This window comes from uncultured Methylophaga sp. (genome assembly GCF_947259025.1).
GTDB lineage: Bacteria > Pseudomonadota > Gammaproteobacteria > Nitrosococcales > Methylophagaceae > Methylophaga.
In genome coordinates this window covers 1-21,419 of record NZ_CAMYKO010000005.1, presented here as the reverse complement: position 1 = coordinate 21,419, position 21,419 = coordinate 1, and the positions used below count along the sequence as shown (strand labels likewise).

At 53.4% G+C, this 21,419-nt stretch carries 23 protein-coding genes and 1 rRNA gene; 2 read left to right on the top strand and 22 right to left on the bottom strand.

What is annotated here, in order from left to right; genetic code table 11:
• Positions 1-33: 33 nt before the first annotated feature.
• From panC to glyA, 12 genes are all read right to left on the bottom strand, one after another.
• Entirely contained in the window at positions 34-888 is an 855-nt protein-coding gene (panC, locus tag Q0X64_RS06090; protein WP_297809964.1) for a pantoate--beta-alanine ligase, read from the bottom strand.
• Positions 888-1,682 (bottom strand): 3-methyl-2-oxobutanoate hydroxymethyltransferase, encoded by a 795-nt coding sequence (gene panB, locus Q0X64_RS06085; protein ID WP_297809961.1) that lies wholly within the window; start codon positions 1,680-1,682, stop codon positions 888-890. The genes panC and panB overlap by 1 nt, the downstream gene beginning before the upstream one ends.
• 1 nt (position 1,683) lies before the next feature.
• The gene (locus Q0X64_RS06080; RefSeq protein ID WP_297809958.1) at positions 1,684-2,343 is read right to left on the bottom strand and encodes a deoxynucleoside kinase; all 660 of its coding nucleotides are present in this window, start codon (positions 2,341-2,343) and stop codon (positions 1,684-1,686) included.
• 2 nt (positions 2,344-2,345) lie between these two features.
• Entirely contained in the window at positions 2,346-2,828 is a 483-nt protein-coding gene (folK, locus tag Q0X64_RS06075; RefSeq protein WP_297809955.1) for a 2-amino-4-hydroxy-6-hydroxymethyldihydropteridine diphosphokinase, read from the bottom strand.
• Complete coding sequence (pcnB, locus tag Q0X64_RS06070; protein ID WP_297809952.1) at positions 2,828-4,207, bottom strand: polynucleotide adenylyltransferase PcnB; 1,380 nt, start codon at positions 4,205-4,207, stop codon at positions 2,828-2,830. Before pcnB ends, folK begins: the two co-directional genes overlap by 1 nt.
• Before the next feature lie 30 nt (positions 4,208-4,237).
• Positions 4,238-4,810: a ribonuclease HII gene (rnhB, locus tag Q0X64_RS06065; protein ID WP_297809950.1), complete on the bottom strand. Its 573-nt coding sequence runs from the start codon at positions 4,808-4,810 to the stop codon at positions 4,238-4,240.
• Positions 4,803-5,954 (bottom strand): lipid-A-disaccharide synthase, encoded by a 1,152-nt coding sequence (gene lpxB, locus Q0X64_RS06060; protein ID WP_297809948.1) that lies wholly within the window; start codon positions 5,952-5,954, stop codon positions 4,803-4,805. Before lpxB ends, rnhB begins: the two co-directional genes overlap by 8 nt.
• Positions 5,951-7,069: a bifunctional 3,4-dihydroxy-2-butanone-4-phosphate synthase/GTP cyclohydrolase II gene (gene ribBA / locus Q0X64_RS06055; protein WP_297809945.1), complete on the bottom strand. Its 1,119-nt coding sequence runs from the start codon at positions 7,067-7,069 to the stop codon at positions 5,951-5,953. The genes lpxB and ribBA overlap by 4 nt, the downstream gene beginning before the upstream one ends.
• A 2-nt stretch (positions 7,070-7,071) precedes the next feature.
• Positions 7,072-7,713 carry a riboflavin synthase gene (locus tag Q0X64_RS06050; RefSeq protein ID WP_297809942.1) on the bottom strand — a complete coding sequence of 214 codons (642 nt, stop codon included), beginning with the start codon at positions 7,711-7,713 and terminating at the stop codon, positions 7,072-7,074.
• 17 nt (positions 7,714-7,730) lie between these two features.
• Complete coding sequence (gene ribD / locus Q0X64_RS06045) at positions 7,731-8,837, bottom strand: bifunctional diaminohydroxyphosphoribosylaminopyrimidine deaminase/5-amino-6-(5-phosphoribosylamino)uracil reductase RibD (RefSeq protein ID WP_297809939.1); 1,107 nt, start codon at positions 8,835-8,837, stop codon at positions 7,731-7,733.
• Positions 8,838-8,900: 63 nt separating this feature from the next.
• Positions 8,901-9,377 (bottom strand): transcriptional regulator NrdR, encoded by a 477-nt coding sequence (gene nrdR / locus Q0X64_RS06040; protein WP_297809936.1) that lies wholly within the window; start codon positions 9,375-9,377, stop codon positions 8,901-8,903.
• 14 nt (positions 9,378-9,391) lie between these two features.
• The gene (glyA, locus tag Q0X64_RS06035; RefSeq protein WP_297812129.1) at positions 9,392-10,645 is read right to left on the bottom strand and encodes a serine hydroxymethyltransferase; all 1,254 of its coding nucleotides are present in this window, start codon (positions 10,643-10,645) and stop codon (positions 9,392-9,394) included.
• Positions 10,646-10,753: 108 nt separating this feature from the next.
• On the opposite strand from glyA, the gene Q0X64_RS06030 reads away from it, so the two are divergent.
• Positions 10,754-11,620, top strand: a complete 867-nt coding sequence (locus Q0X64_RS06030) for an NAD(P)-dependent oxidoreductase (protein WP_297809934.1) — start codon at positions 10,754-10,756, stop codon at positions 11,618-11,620.
• Between the two features lie 27 nt (positions 11,621-11,647).
• Here the strand turns inward: Q0X64_RS06030 and Q0X64_RS06025 are convergent, their stop codons facing one another.
• The 9 genes from Q0X64_RS06025 to rho all read right to left on the bottom strand — a co-directional run bounded on the left by Q0X64_RS06025 (position 11,648) and on the right by rho (position 20,172).
• A complete protein-coding gene (locus tag Q0X64_RS06025; RefSeq protein ID WP_297809931.1) occupies positions 11,648-12,943 on the bottom strand; it encodes an adenylosuccinate synthase in 1,296 nt (431 codons plus the stop codon).
• Positions 12,936-14,129 carry an ATP phosphoribosyltransferase regulatory subunit gene (locus tag Q0X64_RS06020; RefSeq protein ID WP_297809928.1) on the bottom strand — a complete coding sequence of 398 codons (1,194 nt, stop codon included), beginning with the start codon at positions 14,127-14,129 and terminating at the stop codon, positions 12,936-12,938. Before Q0X64_RS06020 ends, Q0X64_RS06025 begins: the two co-directional genes overlap by 8 nt.
• Before the next feature lie 6 nt (positions 14,130-14,135).
• On the bottom strand, positions 14,136-14,333 hold the full coding sequence (locus Q0X64_RS06015) for a DUF2065 domain-containing protein (RefSeq protein ID WP_297809925.1): 198 nt from the start codon (positions 14,331-14,333) through the stop codon (positions 14,136-14,138).
• Positions 14,330-15,205 carry a protease modulator HflC gene (hflC, locus tag Q0X64_RS06010; protein ID WP_297809922.1) on the bottom strand — a complete coding sequence of 292 codons (876 nt, stop codon included), beginning with the start codon at positions 15,203-15,205 and terminating at the stop codon, positions 14,330-14,332. The genes Q0X64_RS06015 and hflC overlap by 4 nt, the downstream gene beginning before the upstream one ends.
• Positions 15,206-16,402 (bottom strand): FtsH protease activity modulator HflK, encoded by a 1,197-nt coding sequence (gene hflK, locus Q0X64_RS06005; protein ID WP_297809918.1) that lies wholly within the window; start codon positions 16,400-16,402, stop codon positions 15,206-15,208.
• A gap of 89 nt (positions 16,403-16,491) precedes the next feature.
• A complete protein-coding gene (hflX, locus tag Q0X64_RS06000) occupies positions 16,492-17,634 on the bottom strand; it encodes a ribosome rescue GTPase HflX (protein ID WP_297809915.1) in 1,143 nt (380 codons plus the stop codon).
• An 11-nt stretch (positions 17,635-17,645) separates the two neighbouring features.
• The gene (gene hfq / locus Q0X64_RS05995; RefSeq protein WP_297809912.1) at positions 17,646-17,870 is read right to left on the bottom strand and encodes an RNA chaperone Hfq; all 225 of its coding nucleotides are present in this window, start codon (positions 17,868-17,870) and stop codon (positions 17,646-17,648) included.
• A gap of 75 nt (positions 17,871-17,945) precedes the next feature.
• Complete coding sequence (gene miaA / locus Q0X64_RS05990; protein ID WP_297809909.1) at positions 17,946-18,899, bottom strand: tRNA (adenosine(37)-N6)-dimethylallyltransferase MiaA; 954 nt, start codon at positions 18,897-18,899, stop codon at positions 17,946-17,948.
• A gap of 13 nt (positions 18,900-18,912) precedes the next feature.
• A complete protein-coding gene (gene rho / locus Q0X64_RS05985; RefSeq protein ID WP_297809907.1) occupies positions 18,913-20,172 on the bottom strand; it encodes a transcription termination factor Rho in 1,260 nt (419 codons plus the stop codon).
• Positions 20,173-20,439: 267 nt separating this feature from the next.
• Between rho and Q0X64_RS05980 the strand changes: the two genes are divergently transcribed.
• A complete protein-coding gene (locus Q0X64_RS05980; protein WP_297809904.1) occupies positions 20,440-20,838 on the top strand; it encodes a hypothetical protein in 399 nt (132 codons plus the stop codon).
• A 458-nt stretch (positions 20,839-21,296) separates the two neighbouring features.
• On the opposite strand, the gene rrf is transcribed toward Q0X64_RS05980, so the two are convergent.
• A 5S ribosomal RNA gene (rrf, locus tag Q0X64_RS05975) occupies positions 21,297-21,411 on the bottom strand.
• Positions 21,412-21,419: the final 8 nt, after the last annotated feature.

Sequence of the window (21,419 nt, the reverse complement as noted above, 5' to 3'; positions counted from 1 at the left end):
AGTTAGCCCAATATTATCCCTTGTTAGGGAAGCTCAGGCAAGGTCACACAGAATATTATCTATCAGTCTGACTGACCCAAGCCTGGCCGCGACCAGAATACGGGCTGTGGTTGTCTCACCGCTTTGCAGCGGTTGCAGATTATCAGCGCGGCGGACTTCAAGATATTCGGTCTCAAATCCCGCCTCGCTAAGTTGACTCTGCGCATCTGCCAGCGCGGCGTCAAGCCCCTGCCGGTTTTCAAGCAATGCTGTTTTCACTGCCTGCAGTTGCTGATACAGCAACGGTGCCTTTTCTCGCTCGCTCTCAGTCAAGCGCTGATTACGTGAACTCATGGCCAGACCATCCTGCTCACGGCAGGTTGGTGCGCCGATAATATCCATCGGCAGGTTCAGATCCTGAACCAGTTGCCGGATCAACAGCAGTTGCTGGTAATCCTTTTCACCGAATACGGCGATATCGGTCTGAACCATATTCAGTAATTTGGTCACGACCGTGGCCACACCATCGAAATGGCCCGGCCGCCCCAGCCCACAGAGTTTGTCATCCATGCCAGGTACATGCACGCTGGTCTGATTGCTCATACCCCGCGGGTACATAATGCTGTCATCCGGGGTAAACACCAGATCACAGCGCAGTTCACTGAGCTGCTTGATATCATCGTTTAAAGTCCGCGGATAATTGTCCAGATCCTGCTTATCGTTAAACTGCAGTGGGTTGACGAAAATACTGACAACCACGCGGTCAGCCAGCTCGGCTGCTTTTTTGACCAATGAGAGATGCCCCTGGTGCAGATTGCCCATGGTAGGCACAAAAGCAATCACTTCATTGTCGGCCCGCCAATTTTTAATCCGCGTACGCAGGGCCACGAGGTTATCTACGACCTGCATTAGAATTGCTGATCGACAGTGGGAAAACGGCCGCTTTTGACATCCTCTACATACTGGCTCAGCGCTGCCTGAATCGAACCGGTATCAGCCAGGAAGTCATGGCTGAAACGTGGCCGTTTACCCGGCGTCAAACCCAGCATATCGTAAAGCACCAGAACCTGACCGTCGCAGTCCTGACCGGCACCGATGCCAATCACCGGGATCGACAAATCGTCAGTGACTTTGGCTGCCAGCGTGGCAGGCACACATTCCAGCACCAGCATATCGGCCCCGGCCTGTTCCAGCTTGCGCGCATCGACCAGCAGTTCTTCGGCAGCCTGTTGTTCACGCCCCTGAACAATATAGCCGCCCAACCGGTGCACAGACTGTGGCAGCAGGCCCAGATGGGCGCAGACTGGAATACCCCGTGCGGTAAGCTGCTCGACAGTATCGGCGATCACCGCACCGCCTTCCAGCTTAACCATTTGCGCGCCGCCCTCAGCCATCAGCCGCGCTGCGTTGGCAATTGCCTGATCGGAATTGGCAAAGCTCATAAACGGCATATCAGCAATAACAAATGGTTTATCACTACCGCGCACGACGTTAGCTGTGTGATAAATCATGTCATCCACGGTCACCGGCAAAGTGCTTTCCTGGCCCTGAATTACCATACCCAGGGAATCTCCCACCAGGATGACTTCCACCCCAGCCTGCTCCAGCGCATGGCTGAAACTGGCGTCATAGGCGGTTAAAACGGCAATTTTCTCCTGCGCTTTTTTCATTTTTCGCAGGGCAGTCAGGCTAAGACGGATCATATTATTTCTTCTCTTTTACCGGCAGCGGATTGTAGTAATGACGTCCGCTCTGGATGGTGCAGATTTGCTCTAATAACTGCTGATAATCCTGCTCGCTGTTGACCAGATCAATCTGCTCGGCATTCACGATTAACAGCGGTGATGCATCATAGTAATGAAAAAAGTCGGCATAGGTATCTGCCAGACGCTTCAGATAGCCTTCCTCGATATGCTGTTCATAGCCAATACCACGCTGGGCAATGCGGGACTTCAGTACCGGCAGCGACGCTTGCAGGTAGATCACCAGATCAGGGCTGCGATGATGCAGGGTCAGGTTGTCATAGACCATGTTGTACAAAGCCAACTCATCGTCATCCAGCGAAATCTGGGCAAACAATTTGTCTTTTTCCACCATGAAGTCGGCGATGTGCAAGTCATTGAACAGGTCATCCTGGTTCAGGGTTTTGCTGAGTTTGACCCGTTGCATAAGAAAGCTGAGCTGGGTGGGCAGGGCCGACTGTTTGGGATAGAGATAAAACTTTTCCAGAAACGGATTGTGTTCCGGCTGCTCCATCAGTTCGGTTCCGCCAAAACTTTCGGCCAGGCGCTTAACCAAATGGGTCTTGCCGACACCGATTGGGCCTTCGACAACAATGTATTGATGTGGCAGCGATTGCTTCATGTTTATTGCTTATCCAGTTGTTTCAGACCTTCCCGCGGGCATTGCTCAAGCAAGACACTCAGTTCGCCCATGCCGGGAATGCTTATTTCGGGTGCAATTTCGGCCAGCGGAAACAGCACAAAGGCCCTGCTTGCCATGCCTGGATGCGGTACGCTCAGCCGTTCGTCTTCAATGACCTTATCAGCAAACAGCAGGATGTCCAGATCCAGTGTACGTTCGCCCCAGTGACGTTTACGGATGCGGCCATGCTGTTGTTCAATCTTTTGCAGGGCATCCAGCAGTTTGTGGGCAGACAAGGTCGTATCGATACAGACGACGGCATTGATATAGTCAGGCTGATCCTGCGGGCCCATGGGCGGGCTGGAATACAGAGACGACTGTTGCAACAGCGTGGTCTCTTTTATTGCGGCAATGTCTTCAATTGCTGACAGGATTTGCTGCTCTGGATCAGCCAGATTACTACCCAGACCGATATAGACCTGCATTACTCACCCTTATTCTGTTGCCGGGCCGCCGGTTTCCTGCGGCGCCGGCGCCGGCGCGGTTTGCGGTTACCCCCACCGCCCCCGCCATCACCGAGGCTGTTCACCATGGTCTGTTGTTCTGTCGCCGACACATCCTGGAAGCGGGTCCACCAGTCGACCAGTTCTTCCAGCGGCTCACCCGCTTCGCTGCGTAAAGCCAGAAAGTCATAAGCAGCACGGAATTTGGGGTGTAGCAAAGACTTGAATGCGCGCTTGCCCTGACGTTTAGTCAGACGCGGCTGCATATTCCAGATATCGCGGGTGACCAGACTGAAACGTTTGGGCAAAGACACACGCTGGATCTGATCGCCTATCACCTCTGAAGACGCACGCTGCATCGCTGGAATCTCGGGCATGCCGTTTTCCATCAGCAGTTGCGCCCGCTGCCTGACCGGTTCCCACAATAGCGCTGCAAACAAAAAGGCCGGGGTCACCGGTTTATTGGCATCAATGCGCCGATCGGTATTTTCCAGCGCTTTCATCAGCAAGGTGCGCGGATAACCGTCCTGTTCCTGATGCAACAAAGCCGCTGTCTGCGGATACATTTCATCAAACAGGTGGTAATGACATAACAGTTCATGGGTAACAGCCGCATTACCGGTGAGATAAAGCTTGAGCGTCTCGTCAAACAAACGCGCTGGCGGAATATCTGCCAGCAGGCCGGCATGGTTGAAAATGCCGGCTTCAGTGTCGTCATCCAACTTCAGGCCCAGCTTGGCGACAAAACGTAAAGCGCGCAGCATGCGTACCGGGTCTTCGCGGTAGCGGGTCTCCACATCACCGATCAGCCGGATAAGCCCCGCGTTGAGATCATCAATACCGCTGGTGTAGTCGACAATGGAAAAGTCACGAATATTGTAATAAAGCGCGTTAACAGTGAAGTCACGGCGCCAGGCATCCTGCTCCAGCGTGCCGTAAACATTGTCCTGCATGATGCGGCCCTGATCATCAACATGGTTGCTGGCCTCGGGCGGCGCGCGGAAAGTCGCGACTTCAATCACATCCCGACCAAAACGCACATGAACCAGTTTGAAACGGCGGCCAATCAGGCGGCTGCGGCGAAACAGCTTGTCGACCTGCTCGGGCAGCGCATTTGTTGCGACATCAAAATCCTTGGGCTCATGGCCCAGTAACAGGTCACGCACACAGCCGCCCACCAGGTAGGCTTCATAGCCAGCATCCTTGAGCGTGTATAGGACATTCAGGGCATTTTGACTGATTTGCTTGCGTGAGATGGTGTGTTCACTGCGTGGCACGATGACCGGCTCGCCGGACTGAACGTCAGGCTGGGCTTTCTTGCCTTTGACCAGTTTGTTGATGAGTTTATTAAGAGACAGCATAAGCTGTGAATAATACCATGAGATTTCAGCCTAAAGCAGACTCATCTGCACCGGGCTGAAAGAGCGCCGGTGAATGTCTGTCGGCCCGAGTTCAATTAAAGCCTGCTGATGCTGCTTGGTGGGATAGCCTTTATGTTGAGCAAACCCATAGCCGGGATAAAGCGCATCCATTTCCAGCATTTCCCGGTCACGCGTGACCTTGGCCAGTATTGAAGCCGCCGCAATCGCGGGCTCAGACTGATCGCCCTTGATAACGGTGGTGACTGTGCAGTTCAAGGCTGGCGCATGGATACCATCCACCAGCACATGTCCCGGTGCCTGGCTCAGCCCTTCCACTGCCCGTTTCATCGCCAGCAAGGTCGCCTGCAGAATATTAAGCTGATCGATTTCAAGCGGCTCGGCGCGGCCGATAGCAAAAGCCAGCGCTTTTTCCATAATCAAAGGCACCAGTTTTTCACGACGCTTTTCAGTGAGCTTTTTTGAGTCAGCCAGGCCTTCAATAGGTTTATCCGGATCCAAAATGACCGCCGCAGTCACCACCGGCCCCGCCAGTGGACCGCGCCCGACTTCATCGACTCCGGCGACCAGCAGACTGTCAGTCATCAGCGTTATCCAGCATGGTCAACACCACATCAGCCGCATTATCAGCACCACCGGATGGTCCCAGAGCGGCCAGCACCTGCTGGCGGATCATTTGTGCCCGGCTTTGTGCCTCGGGCTGTGTTAGCAACAGGGTTAGCTCGCGGTCAAGGTTCTCTACCGTAACTTCATCCTGCAGCAGTTCGGTCACGATATTGTCACCAGTGACGATATTGCACAGCCCGACATAGGGAATTTTGACCAGACGCTTGAGAATGCGGTAACTCATGGGGGCCACCCGGTAGGTAATCAGGTGCGGCACGCCCATCAAAGCAATTTCCAATGTGACTGTGCCCGAGGCCGCGACAATCGCATCGCAACTGCGCACGACATCATAAAAGTCAGCCGAGATTACCTGCACCCTCGCGCTGGATTGTTTCAGTAATGGCTCAATCAAATCAGTATCAAGACCCGGTGCCAAGGGTAACACCACTTCCAGGTCGAAATGGCGCTGCTGAATTTTTTCTGCCGCCTGCAACATGATCGGCAACAGGTTTTCCACCTCACTGCGACGGCTGCCCGGAAACAAACCCAAAACGCGATGCTGCGGATCCAAACCAAACTGCGTTTTTGCTTGCTCTGGCGTCAGGTCAGATTTAACCGCATCGACCAGCGGGTGACCGACACAAGTGACTGGCACAGCGGCATCCTGATACAGGCTTTGCTCGAACGGGAACAGGGCCGCCATATGATCCACGTAGCGCCGAATTGTCTTTATGCGACCGGGACGCCAGGCCCAGACCTTGGGGCTGATGTAATACAACACCGGTATACCCAGTTTATGGGCCTGTTTGGCCAGCTTGAGGTTAAAGCCGGGATAGTCTACCAGGATCAGTAAGTCCGGTTTATCCCTGCTTAGGCGTTCGACCAGATCATTGAATATGGCTTTGATCGCGCGGTAGCGTTTGAGCACTTCCACCAGGCCCATCACCGCCAGCTCGCGAAAATCGGTAAAAATCTCTGCGCCGGCCTGGCGCAAAGCATCACCGCCGATGCCTGATACGGCAATCTCAGGCCGCTTTGATTTGAGCGCCGCAATCATCCTGCCGGCATGGGCATCGCCCGAGGCTTCGCCGGCCACAATCACGATACGTCGAGCGTCGCTCAAAACTGGTCGGCCTCCAGGTAACCGGTGAGTTCCAGTCCAAAGCCAGACACACCGGTCAGCTTGGTAGGAGTACCGATCACCCGCATTTTTTTAACGCCGAGATCAGCCAGGATCTGGGCGCCGACACCGAAGGTGCGTAAATCCCAGCCCCCGGTGCCCGGTGGCGGCGTTTCCGCTTCATCTTCCTGCTGGTAGCGGGCGATCTTGGCCGCCAGTTGTTTGTTCTGCTCCGGCTGTCGCAGTACGACCAACACGCCCTTGCCGGCCTGCTGGATTTTCTGCATCACTTCCGGAATCGGCCAGTGACTGGGATCACGAACCGAACCCAGCAAGTCACCCAGGGGATCGGCCATATGCACCCGCACCAGGGTTTCCTGATCCGGCTCAACATCACCGTAAACCAGTGCCAGATGCACCTGACTGTTCACGGTATCCTGGTAACTGTGCAGGCGGAAATCACCATAATCGGTAGGGAAATCACATTGCGACAGTTGCTTGACTGTCATTTCGTTTTCCAGCCGGTAGCTGATGAGATCAGCAATGGTGCCGATCTTCAGATCATGCGTCTGGGCGAATTTTTCCAGGTCCGGCCTTCTGGCCATACTGCCGTCGTCATTCAGGATTTCGACAATCACGCCACTGGCTGAGAAACCGGCCATTTGCGCCAAGTCACAACCGGCCTCAGTATGCCCTGCCCGAGTCAGCACGCCACCCGGCTGGGCCTTGAGCGGAAATACATGACCGGGTTGAACCAGGTCATCAGGCCTGGACTGAGGATCAACGGCGACCTGAACGGTCAGCGCGCGGTCAGCTGCGGAAATGCCCGTGGTCACGCCCTTGGCAGCTTCAATCGACACGGTGAAGTTGGTGGAGTATGGCGTCTGGTTATCCGACACCATCAAAGGCAGACGCAATTCGCGGCAACGCTCTTCTGTCAGTGTCAGGCAAATCAGGCCACGGCCGAAGCGGGCCATAAAGTTGATGGCTTCCGGCGTCACCTTCTCCGCCGCCATGATCAGATCACCTTCGTTTTCACGATCCTCGTCATCCATGATGATGACCATCTTGCCCTGTTTGAGATCGTCGATAATTTGAGCGGTCGTGTTCAACTGCATAATCAGATAAATCCGTGTTTGGCGAGAGTGTCACGACTAATACCGTGGTCGGTCTGGCCCGGCAACAAGCGCTCCAGGTAGCGGGCTATCAGGTCCACTTCAAGGTTGACCACGGTGCCGGTCTGATAATCGCTGATGATCGTCCACTCCATCGTGTGCGGAATGATATTCACCTCAAACCAGCCGGGACCGACCTGGTTCACGGTTAGACTGGTGCCATCAATGCAAATCGAGCCTTTTTCAGCAATATAACGTTCAAGTTCAGCCGGCACTTCAAAACGAAACTTGACCGAGCGTGCTGAAGGCTCAAGCAATGTCACCTTGCCCAGGCCATCCACGTGGCCGCTGACAATGTGGCCTCCCAGCCGGTCACCCACTGCCATGGCTTTTTCCAGGTTGACACTGGAGCCCGGCTTGGCCTGTCCCAGGCTGGTGCGATCCAGGCTCTCCCGGGATACATCAAAGCTCAGTTGGCTACCATGAATCTCTACCACGGTCAGACAAACCCCGTTGGTGGCAATACTGTCCCCCAGTTTCACATCAGACAGGTCCAGCGACCCGGCATCGACTTTAAGTCGTAAATCGCCGCCACTGGGCTCAACCGCATTCACTTTGCCTACAGCGGCAATAATTCCGGTAAACATGCTTAGCTATCCTTCATTTAAAAGGCTTCGTTATATTCGGGTTTGGCAGTAATACGCCAGTCGCGGCCAATGGCACGCATATCAGTGATGTTGAGAGAAATGTTCTGCGCCATGGTGTCCATGCCCGGCAAATGAAACACGCCGCGCGCCATATCGCCCATCAGCTTGGGTGCCATGTAGATGACCAGCTCATCAATCAACCGGGCCTGCAACAGCGCACCGTTGAGTACACCGCCGGCTTCGACCATGACTTCGTTGACTTCTCGCTGAGCCAGCACCGCCATTAATGCATTCAAGTCGATGATGTCCCCTTCTCCCGGCAGGACCACGCTGTCTATGCCACCCGGCGCAGCTTTATCGACCGCTGTCGCCAGCAAAACCCTGTCCTGCTGCAACAATCTGGCATCTTCAGGAATTCGCATCTGGCCATCAACGATGACGCGTAAAGGCTGACGCACTTTTTGCTGTGACGGATACCAGCCTTTATCGCCCTGCCCGGGCCTGACATTCAGCATCGGGTCATCTGCCAACACCGTGCCGATACCGGTCAGGATCGCACTACTGCGGGCCCGCAATTTCTGTACATCGGTGCGGGCCTCGGGGCCGGTGATCCATTTACTTTCACCCGATGCCATGGCGGTACGGCCATCCAGACTCATCGCCAGCTTACTGCGGACATAGGGCCTGCCTATGCGCATAAGCTGGCAGAAACCGGGGTTCAGTTTCTCCGATTGCGAGGCCAGGATATCGCTGTGCACCTCAATGCCGGCATCCTGCAGGCGTTTGATACCAGCACCGGAAACAATCGGATTGGGGTCGCTCATGGCGATAAAAACCCGTTTAACCCGGGCATTGATGAGGGCATCGACACAGGGCGGTGTTCGGCCGAAATGGCTGCAGGGTTCAAGCGTGACATAACAGTCGGCGCCGGCCGCTTCGCGGCCTGCCTGATGCAGCGCATTGACCTCGGCATGGCCTTCACCGGCTCGCATATGCCAGCCTTCTGCGATGATTTGATCATTTTTGACCAGTACACAGCCCACCCGCGGATTGGGGTCGGTGGTGTAAAGGCCACGTTCGGCCAGTTGAATGGCTCGCGCCATATATTGTTCAGGTGTCGACATGACCATCTCTTGCTGAACCCGGGGCAAATCTTATTATGCCTGATAATCAGGCCTTTCAGCCTGTCAGCCTTCGTTATCCCCGTTATCTGACTGGCTTTTCATACGCTCGATTTCTTCACGGAAGGCATCAATATCCTGAAAGCTGCGGTATACCGAGGCAAAGCGCACATAGGCCACTTCATCCAGCTCACGCAGGGCATCCATGACCCAGTCACCCACTAGGCGGCTGTCGATTTCACGATCACCGCTGGCCCATAGACGACGTGTGATCGCTTTGACCGCCGTATCAACATCATCAATACTAACCGGGCGTTTTTCCAGCGCCCGCATAATACCGGCACGCAGTTTGTTTTCATCAAACAGCTCACGTGAACGATCGCGTTTGACCAGCCGTGGCAGGCTGAGTTCGGCCGTTTCATAAGTGGTAAAACGCTCACTGCACTCAACGCACATGCGCCGACGGCGGATGGCATCGCCTTCCGCTGTCAGCCGTGAGTCAACCACCTTGGAGTCATCAGCACCACAAAACGGACAACGCATCGTCAGCCCTTAACTCAGGAATAGACCGGCAGACGTTGGCAAACCGCAATGGCCTTGGCTTTCACTTCCTTAATGACATCTTCGCTGCCTTTGGCATCAATGACATCACACATCCAGTTGGCCAGGTCGCGGCATTCATTTTCTTTGAAACCACGTGTGGTCACGGCCGGCGTACCGACGCGAATACCTGAAGTCACAAACGGCGACTGCGGATCATTGGGCACCGCGTTCTTGTTGACGGTGATGTTGGCAGCGCCCAACCAGGCATCGACTTCCTTACCGGTGAGGCCGGCTTCGATAAAGCTGACCAGAAACAGGTGGTCATCGGTGCCTTTGGAAACCACATCATAACCGCGGCTCATAAACACTTCGGCCATGACACGGGCGTTCTTAACGACCTGCTCTTGATAGGTTTTGAACTCTGGCAGCATGGCTTCTTTGAACGCCACCGCTTTGGCGGCAATCACATGCATCAGCGGGCCGCCCTGGAAGCCGGGGAATACGGCAGAGTTGAGTTTCTTCTCGATGTCCGGGTTGGATTTCGCCAGAATCAGGCCACCGCGCGGACCGCGCAGGGTTTTGTGGGTGGTTGTAGTGGTGACATCGGCAATCTGTACCGGGTTAGGATACTGACCAGAAGCCACCAGACCGGCGATATGCGCCATATCGACCAGCAGATAGGCACCGACAGAATCGGCGATCTCACGGAATTTCTGCCAGTCAATCACACGCGAATAAGCAGAGAAACCGGCCACCACCATTTTAGGCTGATGCTCTTTAGCCAGCGCCGCGACTTCCTCATAATCAATCTCACCAGATTCGGTGTTGATGCCGTAGGACACGGAGTTATAGATTTTGCCGGATGCGCTAACCTTGGCACCGTGTGTCAGGTGACCACCGTGGGCCAGGCTCATGCCCAGGATAGTGTCGCCGGGCTGCAGCAAAGCCAGGTAGACAGCAGCGTTAGCCTGTGAGCCCGAGTGCGGTTGCACATTGGCATAATCCGCACCGAACAGTTGTTTGGCACGGGCAATGGCAATGTCTTCAACGGTATCAACATGCTCACAGCCGCCATAATAGCGTTTGCCCGGATAGCCTTCAGCGTACTTATTGGTTAAAGATGAGCCCTGCGCTTCCATTACCCGCGGACTGGTATAGTTTTCCGAGGCAATCAGTTCGATGTGATCTTCCTGGCGCGTATCTTCAGCTGCAATGGCATTGAACACTTCTTCGTCGAAGCCTGCGATGCTCATGTTTTTCTTGTACACCGTTTTCCCCTGTGTCTGCTGTAAAATGGGCATTATTCTATCTCACAACGGCGCCGCTATCTATGGCATAGTGACTGTTTTATCTGCTTGAGGATCGATTAATAAATCATGAAAATCGGATTAATCGGCACAGGCCTGATGGGACAGGCTCTGGCACAGCATCTGCTGGCCGAAAACCAGTCGCTAATCATCTATAACCGCAGCGCCGAAAAAACCCGGGAACTGGCCACGCTGGGCGCTGAAGTAGCCATGTCTGCGCAGCAGGTGCTGGAGCAAAGCAACCTCTGCCTGTTATTTCTCAGTGATGCCGAGGCCATTCATACGGTATTTGATGGCATTGCTCCGGCTGCCTTCCAGGACACACTGATCATGCAGATGGGCACCATTGCCCCCGATGAATCACGCGAACTGGCCAGCCGGGTGAACAGCATGAAAGGCCGTTACCTGGAATGTCCGGTATTGGGCAGCCTGCCCGAGGCCCGCAGCGGCAAGCTTATCCTGATGGCGGGCGGCAGAGAAACTGATTACAAGACAGCATTGCCGCTGCTGGAAATCATCGGCAGCGAACCACAACATATCGGCGAGGTCGGTCAGGGTGCCACGGTCAAACTGGCGATGAACCAGTTGATTGCCGGGCTCACAGCCAGCTTCTCACTGAGCCTGGCCCTGGTGGAAAAAGAAGGCATTGAAACCGAACAGTTTATGAAAATTGTTCGCGACAGTGCCCTCTATGCCCCCACCTTCGACAAAAAATTAAGCCGTATGCTGGATCGTGATTTTGGCAACCCTAACTTCCCCACCAAGCATCTGGCCAAAGATACCCGCCTGTTCCTGTCGGTTGCCGAGGGCTTGGGGCTGGATACCAGTGCCCTCGAAGGCATTGAAAAACTACTGGATAAAACCCTAGCGATGGGGCTGGATGATACCGATTATTCGGCGATTATGGCAGCTGTCTCCCCCGATACAAAGACATAAAAAAAGCCCTCTTGCGAGGGCTTTGATTTAGACCTGGAACAGGTCGCGGCGAACAATCGTTTCGCAGCGATCAGGCCCGGTGGAGATAATATCGATAGGCACGCCGGCCAGGCTTTCCACTTTTTCAATATAGGCCCGGGCATTGGCGGGTAGCGCTTCATATTCGGTCACGCCCAGCGTTGACTCCTGCCAGCCCGGCATATCAATATAGACCGGCTCACAGCCTTCAAACTCGTCGGCGCTCAGCGGCAGAATATCAACCGGCTCATCGGCTTTTTTATAGCCCACGCACAAGCGCAGGGTTTCCAATCCATCCAGTACGTCCAGCTTGGTCAGACACAGGCCGGTGATGCTGTTGATCCAGCTGGCACGGTTCAAGGCCACCATATCCAGCCAGCCGCAGCGGCGGTCACGGCCGGTAGTCGACCCTTTTTCCATGCCCTTTTCCGCAAGATGCTGACCGATGTGGTCAAACAGTTCTGACGGAAACGGCCCGGCACCGACGCGTGTCGCATAAGCTTTGGTTATACCCAGCACATAGTCGATATGACAGGGACCGACACCGGCACCGGTGGCACTGCCGCCGGCAGTGGTGTTGGAGGAAGTCACATAGGGGTAAGTGCCGTGGTCAATGTCCAGCAGTGCACCCTGGGCGCCCTCGAACATCACGTTTTCGCCGGCTTCGTAATAGCCTTGCAGCAAGGCCGGAATATCGGCAATTAAAGGCAGCAGGATATCCCGCATCGCCAGCGTGTCTTTCAGCACTTTGTCATAACTGACCGGCTCGACGCCGTAGTAGTTTTCCAGTGAGAAGTTATGAAACTCCATCACTTCCCTGAGTTTTTCAGCAAAGACTTTTTCGTCCAGCAAGTCGCCAACGCGTAGACCACGGCGACCGACTTTGTCTTCATAAGCCGGACCGATACCACGGCCGGTAGTGCCGATCGCAGATTTACCACGACGCAGTTCCCGCGCCTGATCCAGGGCAATATGGTAGGGCAGAATCAAGGGACAGGCGGCGCTGATTTTGAGACGCTCACGAACCGGCACGCCATTGTTTTCCAGCTCCGTCATTTCCTTGAGCAAGGCTTCAGGGCACAGCACCACACCGTTACCGATCAGGCACTGGACATTTTCACGCAGAATACCCGACGGGATCAGGTGCAGAATCGTTTTCTTGCCATCAATAACCAGGGTATGACCGGCATTATGGCCGCCCTGAAAACGCACTACTGCGGACACATTATCGGTCAGCAGATCGACCAGTTTACCTTTACCCTCATCGCCCCACTGGGAGCCAATTACTACAATATTTTTAGCCACGTGTTTGTGTTCCTGTTTCAGTCACTTGCCAGTGACCGGCTTGATTGACCAATGTATGTGATGTTGTGACTGCCGCGCCGGGCATTTGATAGATAACGACTTTGCCGGCATCACGCAGTGAGGCGACAGTATCCAGCAGGGCTGGATCGTTATGCCATTCGACGCCAATGACTTCAGCCTCTGCCTGGTCGCTGACAGGCAGCAAAGTGGCGATCTTTTTCAGATCCAGACTGAAACCGGTAGCCGGCTGAGCGTAGCCGAAGTGTTCGCCGATATCGTCATAACGGCCCCCGGCGGCGATAGACTGCGCAGAGCCCGGTTTATAGGCTGCGAATACCACACCGGTGTGATAGTGATAGCCTCGCAGTTCTGCCAGATCCAGGTTGATCACTAACTCAGGCAAACGCTGAGACAACATCTCACTGATTGTATTGAGTGTTGCCAAGGCCTGTTGTACTGAATCCGGCGCTTTGGCCAGTTTGGTACGCGCCTGTTCCAGCACGCTGCGATCACCATTAAGTTCAGCCAGCGCCTGCAGCATCTGATGGGCCTCATCAGCCAGCTCAAAACTCTCCAGCAGCGCGTCAATCTCCGCCGCCGCTTTGCGCTGCAGCGCTGAGAACAAGGCCTCTTCCTGCGTCGACGTGAGGCCGGCGTATTCGGCCAGTCCGCGATAAATACCGACATGACCGATATCCAGCGCGATTTCAGACACGGCTCCGGTCACATTGAGCAGATCCGCCATCATTTCGATGCTTTCCACATCACTTTCCGGGCCGGCGTGACCGTAAATCTCGGCGCCCAGTTGGATCGGATTGCGTGAGGTTCCCTGCCCTTGAGGCAAGGTATGCAAGACGCTGCCGATGTAGCACAGGCGCAGAATCTCGGCCTGATTACGCATTTTATGCGCAGCAATACGGGCTACCTGCGGCGTCATATCAGCCCGAATGCCGAGCATCCGGCCCGACATCTGGTCGGTCAGCTTGAATGTCTGTATATCGAGGGTTTTGGCCGTGCCGGTCAGCAACGAGTCCAGGTATTCAACCAGCGGCGGGACCACCAGTTGATAGCCCCAGCTGCGCATGCGGTCAACCAGGGAACGGTGCAGGCATTCCAGTTGTGAGGCTTCCTGTGGCAGTAACTCATCAATGCCCTCAGGCAGCAGCCAACTCTCTTTGATAGTCATGTCGCGTTAATTAATCCAGTACAAAAAAATCAGGCCTGCGATCATGCTGATAAGCCCGATCAGGCGAACCTGCCTGTCGGGCATCGCGGCCATTTGCAGTAAAGCCCGTTTAAACGTTTGCGGACTCAAAAACGGCATGATGCCCTCGATGACGAGCATCAAAGCCGTTGCTATCCAGAGACTGTGGAACAGCTCCGGACTCACTGCAATGGAGACAGGGTCGAGTCACTGAAGCGGTCGAAGAAGTCCCCGGTGGGCTCAATTACCAGCATGTCGTCACCACGGAAGACATTTTGATATGCGCTCAAGCGGCGGTAGAGTGAATAGAAGTCTTCGTTCTGACCAAAAGCATCAGCGTAGATTTCGGTGGCGGTGGCGTCGCCATTACCACGAATTTCCTCGGCATCACGTTGTGCTTCAGCAAGGATAACCGTGCGTTGACGATCGGCATCGGAACGGATTTTTTCTGCTTCCTCGGCACCCTGTGAGCGCAGCTCTTTGGCCACACGCTCACGCTCAGCTTCCATACGGGTATAGACCGAGGAGCTGACTTCGGAGGGCAGATCGATACGCTTGATACGCACATTGGAAATGGCGATACCAAAGCCTTCGGCAATGCGGTTGGCCTGCTTGAGGATATCCTCGACCATGGTCACCCGGTCGCCGGAAACGACTTCCTGGATGGTGCGGCGGCCAAACTCGGCACGCAGGCCATCTTTGATAATTTGCGACAAACGCAATGCGGCACGTTCTTCGTCACCCCCCATGGAGGTGAAATAGGTGCCCACATCTTCAATGCGCCAGACGATGAAAGAATCCACAATCACGTTTTTCTTTTCACCGGTCAGGTAACGTGCTGGCTGAGCATCGAGTGCCATTTCACGGGCTTCGAACTTGCGCACATTATTGACAAACGGCATTTTGAAATGCAGACCGGGTTCAAAATCTGTACGTTCAATTTCACCCAGTGCCAAGAGGACCACTTTTTGCCGTTCATCTACCACAAAAAGCGAAGAACTTAAGGTCACCAGTGCCAGCACAACCAGCACCAGAATCAGCGTCATACGTGAACTCATTTAGCGTCCTCCTCTGCTGCGGGCATCATTTTGTGATGCGCTGCCTGATGATGAATTACTGCTTCCACTGGAAGACGGGAAATTAAATTCATTGAGATCCAGTCGGGAAGGTGAACTGCCGGCGGAACTGCGCAGGCGATCGAGAGGCAGATACAGAACATTGCTGCCGCCGTTTTCGACATCCACCATCACTTTCTGACTACGCGAATAGACTGATTCCATGGCATCCAGATACAGACGCTCAGTGGTGATCGCCGGGGCTTTATTGTACTCGCTCATGACCTGAGTAAAACGGCTGGCGTCACCCTCGGCCTTGGCAACCACCTGGCTCTTGTAGGCTTCGGCTTCCTGAACAATACGGAACGCACGACCACGGGCCTTGGGCAGAATGTCGTTAGAATAGGCTTCAGCCTGATTGATTTGACGGACTTCGTCCTCACGGGCTTTGACCACGTCAGCAAACGCTGCCTGCACCTGTTCCGGCGGCTGCACGTCCTGCATGTTGACACTGGTCACCAGCAAACCAGCTTCGTGTGCATCAAGCATGGTTTGCAACAGTTGCTCGGTGCTGTTGGCGATCGCACTACGCCCTTCAGTCAGCACAAAGTCCATGTTGGAACGGCCGACAGTTTCACGCACCGCGCTTTCCATCATCTGACGCAGAATAATATCCGGATTACGCACGTTGAATAGGTAATCTGCTGCGTCCTGAATCCGGTATTGCGCTGCAATTTTCAGATCGATGATGTTTTCGTCTTTGGTCAGCATCAGCGACTCGGAAGGAATCGAGTTAGTGTTGGCAACACCGGTAGAGCGATAGCCAATTTCAACTGTACGGATTTCTTCAACGTTGATGACTTCGACTTTTTCAATCGGATAAGGCAGGTGCCAGTGTGGACCAGGCATGGTCGTGGTCGCATACTGACCAAAGCGCAGCACCACGCCGCGTTCGGGCGCCTCGACGATATAGATGCCGGAAAGCATCCAGACAATGGCTGCGATAACGGCAATCAGGCCCAGACCAAATTTACCCTGGCCGGAACGGTTGCTACCGCCGGAGCCGCCTTTACCGCCGCCGAAAAGGCCGCCCAGTTTTTGTTGCATATTACGGACAACTTCGTCCAAATCCGGTGGCCCGTCATTGCCACGATTACCCCACGGGTCTTTACCACCGTTGCCGGGTTCATTCCAAGCCATGTAGCTCTCCAAGATGAGAAAACAGAGATAATTATTTAAAAACGACTATTTTACGGAGATGGTTGTTATTAGCAACCAAAACACGTTGTCTAGTTCAGATACTCTGACTGCTCAGGTTGCGGAAAATATTCATGCAGCGCCTGACGCAGCAGTTCCAGACCTTCACCGGTTTGTGCTGACAGCCATATCCGGCTGATTTCACCATCGGCATTGCGCTCGATGCGCGGCGCCATCTGCTCGACTTTATCGATTTTGTTATAAACGATGAGTTGCGGCACTTCGTGTGCTTCTATCTGCTGCAACACATCATTGACGTGATGCATCAGATCATCACGATCACTGGCGGCACAATCCACCACATGCACCAGCAAAGCGGCATCACGGGTTTCTTCCAGCGTGGAGCTGAATGATTCCACCAGATCATGGGGCAACTGACGGATAAATCCGACCGTGTCAGCCATGATCAGCATTTCGGTATCATGCAGCTTCATCCGGCGCAGTGTTGGATCCAGTGTCGCAAACAAACGGTCATCGGCATAAACTTCGGCCGAAGTCACTCTATTGAATAAGGTGGATTTGCCCACGTTGGTGTAGCCGACCAGCGATACCACCGGCACGCCACCACGGTGACGGGAGCGTCTGCCCTGATCACGTTGTGACCGTACTTTATCGAGCTTTTTCTTCAGCGTTTTAATGCGCTGCCCCAATAAGCGCCGGTCGGTCTCGAGCTGGGTTTCACCAGGACCACGCAAACCGATACCGCCCTTTTGCCTTTCCAGGTGAGTCCAGCCCCGAACCAGGCGGGTGGACATATGCTTGAGCTGGGCCAGTTCCACCTGAAGTTTACCTTCATGCGAGCGGGCGCGGCGGGCAAAAATATCCAGAATCAGACCGGTACGGCCCAATACACGGCACTTGAGCCGCTGCTCGAGGTTACGTTCCTGGCTGGGTGACAGTTCATGATTGAAAATCACCAGTGACGCATGGGCTGCCGCCACCTGCTCGGCGACTTCATCAACCTTGCCGCTACCGGCAAAGAACTTGGGATCAGGACGGTGTCTTTTACCCTGGATGATGGCTGCGATATTAGCACCGGTGCCCCCAACCAGCTCCTGAAACTCCTGTAGAGATTCATCATAGTTGGGGTCATTGAAATTGAGATAAACGAGTACAACTGCTTCTTTATTCGAGGAATCGTCAAAAGCCGCTTTACTATCAGGACGATCAAACAATCAATAGGCTCCTATTCTTCCTGGTTGTAATTAACGTTGCGCGCAGGGACGATAGTGGAAATAGCATGTTTATAAACCATCTGGTTGACTGAGTTTTTCAGCAGGATGACAAACTGGTCAAAAGAGTCGATTTGTCCCTGCAGCTTGATGCCGTTAACCAGGTAGATGGAAACCGGAATATTTTCACGACGTAATGCGTTTAAGAAAGGGTCTTGAAGAGTCTGCGCTTTGGCCATCATTCGCTCCACACATTGTTATTATTGTTAAAAAAAGCCTGCCAACCATTCATTCTAAAAGCCCCAGCGGAATCGTCAAGTATTATTACGCAATTCTGGGACCTGTTCGGTGAGATATTGCTTGACCGCCGTCTCCGGCAGCTCCGCTCCACTATCAAACCAGATACCGTCATCCTGAGCGCGAAGCCAGGTGATCTGCCTTTTTGCCATCTGGCGTGTGGCGATAATGGCTTTTTCTACGAAAGTCTCGTGGTCATACTCCCCGGCAAGGTACGACCAGGCCTGACGGTAACCAACTGCACGGATTGACGGCAGTTGCGGGTGGCAGTCACCACGCTGGTACAAGGTTTTGACCTCATCAATAAACCCGTCGGCCACCATCTGCTGATAACGCCGGGCAATTCTCTGATGCAAAACAGCACGCTCAAACGGGGCGATAATGATTTTAGTCACCTGGTAAGGCAATGCATCATCACCTTGTGCAGTGAGTTCAGTGAGGCTCTTTCCGCTAATTTCATAAACTTCCAGAGCCCGCTGTAAGCGCTGGGGATCATTGACATGAATGCGGGCCGCAGCGACCGGATCGACTTCACTGAGACGTTGATGCAAATAATTCAGCCCGTGCTCACTGGCCATGGCATCCAGTCTGGCTCTGACTTCGGCATCAGCCGGCGGCAAAGCAGACAGTCCCTGCTGCAATGCTTTGAAATAAAGCATGGTGCCACCAACTAATAAAGGCACCTTGCCGCGGGCGGTAATATCGGCCATTAATGCCCGGGCATCATCGCGGAAACGTCCAGCTGAGTAGGCTTCTGTGGGATCCAGAATATCAACAAGGTGATGAGGATATTGCTGCAGAACATCGGCACTGGGTTTAGCTGTCCCGATATCCATACCACGATAAACCAGTGCGGAATCGACGCTGATGATTTCGACAGGAAATGCCCTGGCAACCGCCAGAGCCAGATCGGTTTTACCTGCTGCCGTAGGCCCCATAATAAAGATGGCCGGCGGCATTGTGTCTTGCATAATCAGTGCAATCTTAGCCCTGTTTCATCATGTCGAAGAACTCGGCGTTAGTCTTGGTAGACTTGAGACGATCCATCATGAATTCCATGGCCTCGACCGGTTCCATCTGAGAAATCAGTTTTCTCAGGATCCACAGTTTCTGCAGATCATCTTCAGAGGTCAATTGCTCTTCACGACGGGTACCGGAACGGGTCACGTTAATAGCAGGATAAATACGGCGATCAGCCAGTTTACGTTCAAGCAGGACTTCCATATTACCGGTGCCCTTGAACTCCTCGAAGATGACTTCGTCCATACGTGAACCGGTCTCGATCAGCGCGGTCGCGATAATGGTCAGACTGCCGCCTTCTTCAATGTTACGTGCCGCACCAAAAAAACGTTTAGGCCGCTGCAGCGCATTGGCATCCACACCACCAGTCAGCACCTTGCCTGATGATGGCGCCACCGTATTGTAGGCACGAGCCAAACGGGTGATGGAGTCAAGCAGAATCACGACGTCATGCTTGTGTTCGACCAGACGCTTGGCTTTCTCAATCACCATTTCTGCTACCTGGACGTGACGTGATGCGGGTTCATCAAAAGTACTGGAAACCACTTCACCTTTGACCGAGCGCGCCATTTCGGTAACTTCTTCTGGACGTTCGTCAATCAATAGTACGATCAGATCACTATCCGGATAATTGGCTGCAATCGACTGCGCCAGTGATTGCAGAATCATAGTTTTACCCGACTTTGGCGGAGCCACGATCAGACCACGCTGACCTTTACCTATCGGTGCGGCCAAATCTATCAGGCGTGGGGTGATATCTTCAGTACTGCCGTTGCCGCGCTCCAGTGAATAGCGTTCGTTGGGGAACAGTGGGGTCAGGTTTTCGAATGGGACTTTGTTGCGGGACTTATCGGGTTTTTCGTAGTTGATCTCTTCAACTTTGACCAGGGCGAAATAACGTTCACTGTCTTTGGGCGGTCTGATTTTACCTTTAATCGTATCACCGGTACGCAGATGAAAACGACGGATCTGGCTGGGTGATACATAGACATCGTCTGGGCCAGCGATATAAGAGTCTTCAGGTGAACGCAGGAAACCAAACCCATCCGGTAATAACTCCAGCACCCCGGTGGTAACGACGTCTTCACCCTGCTTAGAGTGAGCTTTAACGATGGCAAATATCAGTTCTTGTTTTCGGTTTCTGGCCAGACCCTCGAGGTTCATGGAGAGGGCGAGATCCATCAATTCAGCAGCGGACTGCTTTTTCAGTTCTGTCAGATTCATGTATTACCTGGATTGGGATTTTTGATATAGAAAAACCTTGAAAACGCCACAGTAATGGGCGCTGATCTGTACTTTCGGGGAGGGGTTTTCGAAAAAACTGTGAGCAAGCATAGCAGCTAGGGATAGGGGCGTCTAGTATTTTGATACAAATAGTTTCTTTTTGACTCTATACCACCGTCGTGCTTAGCTTAACAAGCAACAACAAGGTTCATCAGATAGAAATCAGCAGCTTTATAAACAGGGTTAGAATCCGCACGGGAACTCATCATGTCAGCTTCAATACCCGATTATTATTTCCATACTCAATTTGTCAGCGAACGTGAGATAAGCCACTGGCCAATTCACTTTGCCATTATTGCTGACACCCCTGCCAATTCAGTCTCGACCGACCCAGTCGCAGCCCCTCAGGATTTGGAAACATACCTGATGAAACATTTTTTCTGGGTCAAAGCTTTAACAGAAATTAATACTGATAATCAGCGAAGATTGCCCTGTTTTGCAGTGAATGCTGGCTGGAGTGAAGCCTGTGCCATCGGACGCTATTGTCAACAGGAGGTCATCTATTATGTCTCTGATAATACCCTGTCAGTCACATTTTGTGATGAACGCAGAAAGCCCTATGTGGTGGATGGGTTTTTGCAGCGGTTTTTGATCGATGAGGGTTGAAGATAGTTGGGTTTGAGGGTTTTTTAATGGGTTATGGATTGTTTTTGGCTGGTAGTTATATCGGGCCTCAATGTGAACCAGGTAAGTCTTGGTTCAACGTTAAAGGTGACCTACTTTGTTTGCCCCATCCTTGGGGCAAATCGCTGCGCGACCACCCTTCGGTCGTCCAAAAACGCTCCCGGCGTTTTTGTCACATGGGGTGTTCACATGTTCGAGTAAGGGCACTACAAAACTATCAGATATAAAAAAAGCCCATCCTTAAGTAATCAAGATAAGCGCTTCTTAACTAAGGTGACCTACTTTGATGAGATGCTTCCTGCATCTCACCCTTCGGGCAGCTTCGCAGTCCATTTTTGCTCCCGGCAAAAATGTCACTTCGTTCAAGTAGGTCACGGTCTAAACTCTAGACAACAAAAAAGGCCACCCTCGTTGAGGATGGCCTTTTCTGTTGTATTAAAGCCTGGCAGTGACCTACTTTCACATGGGAACTCCCACACTATCATCGGCGCTGAGCTGTTTCACTGCTGAGTTCGGGATGGGATCAGGTGGTGCCAACTCGCTATGGCCGCCAGGCATAACTG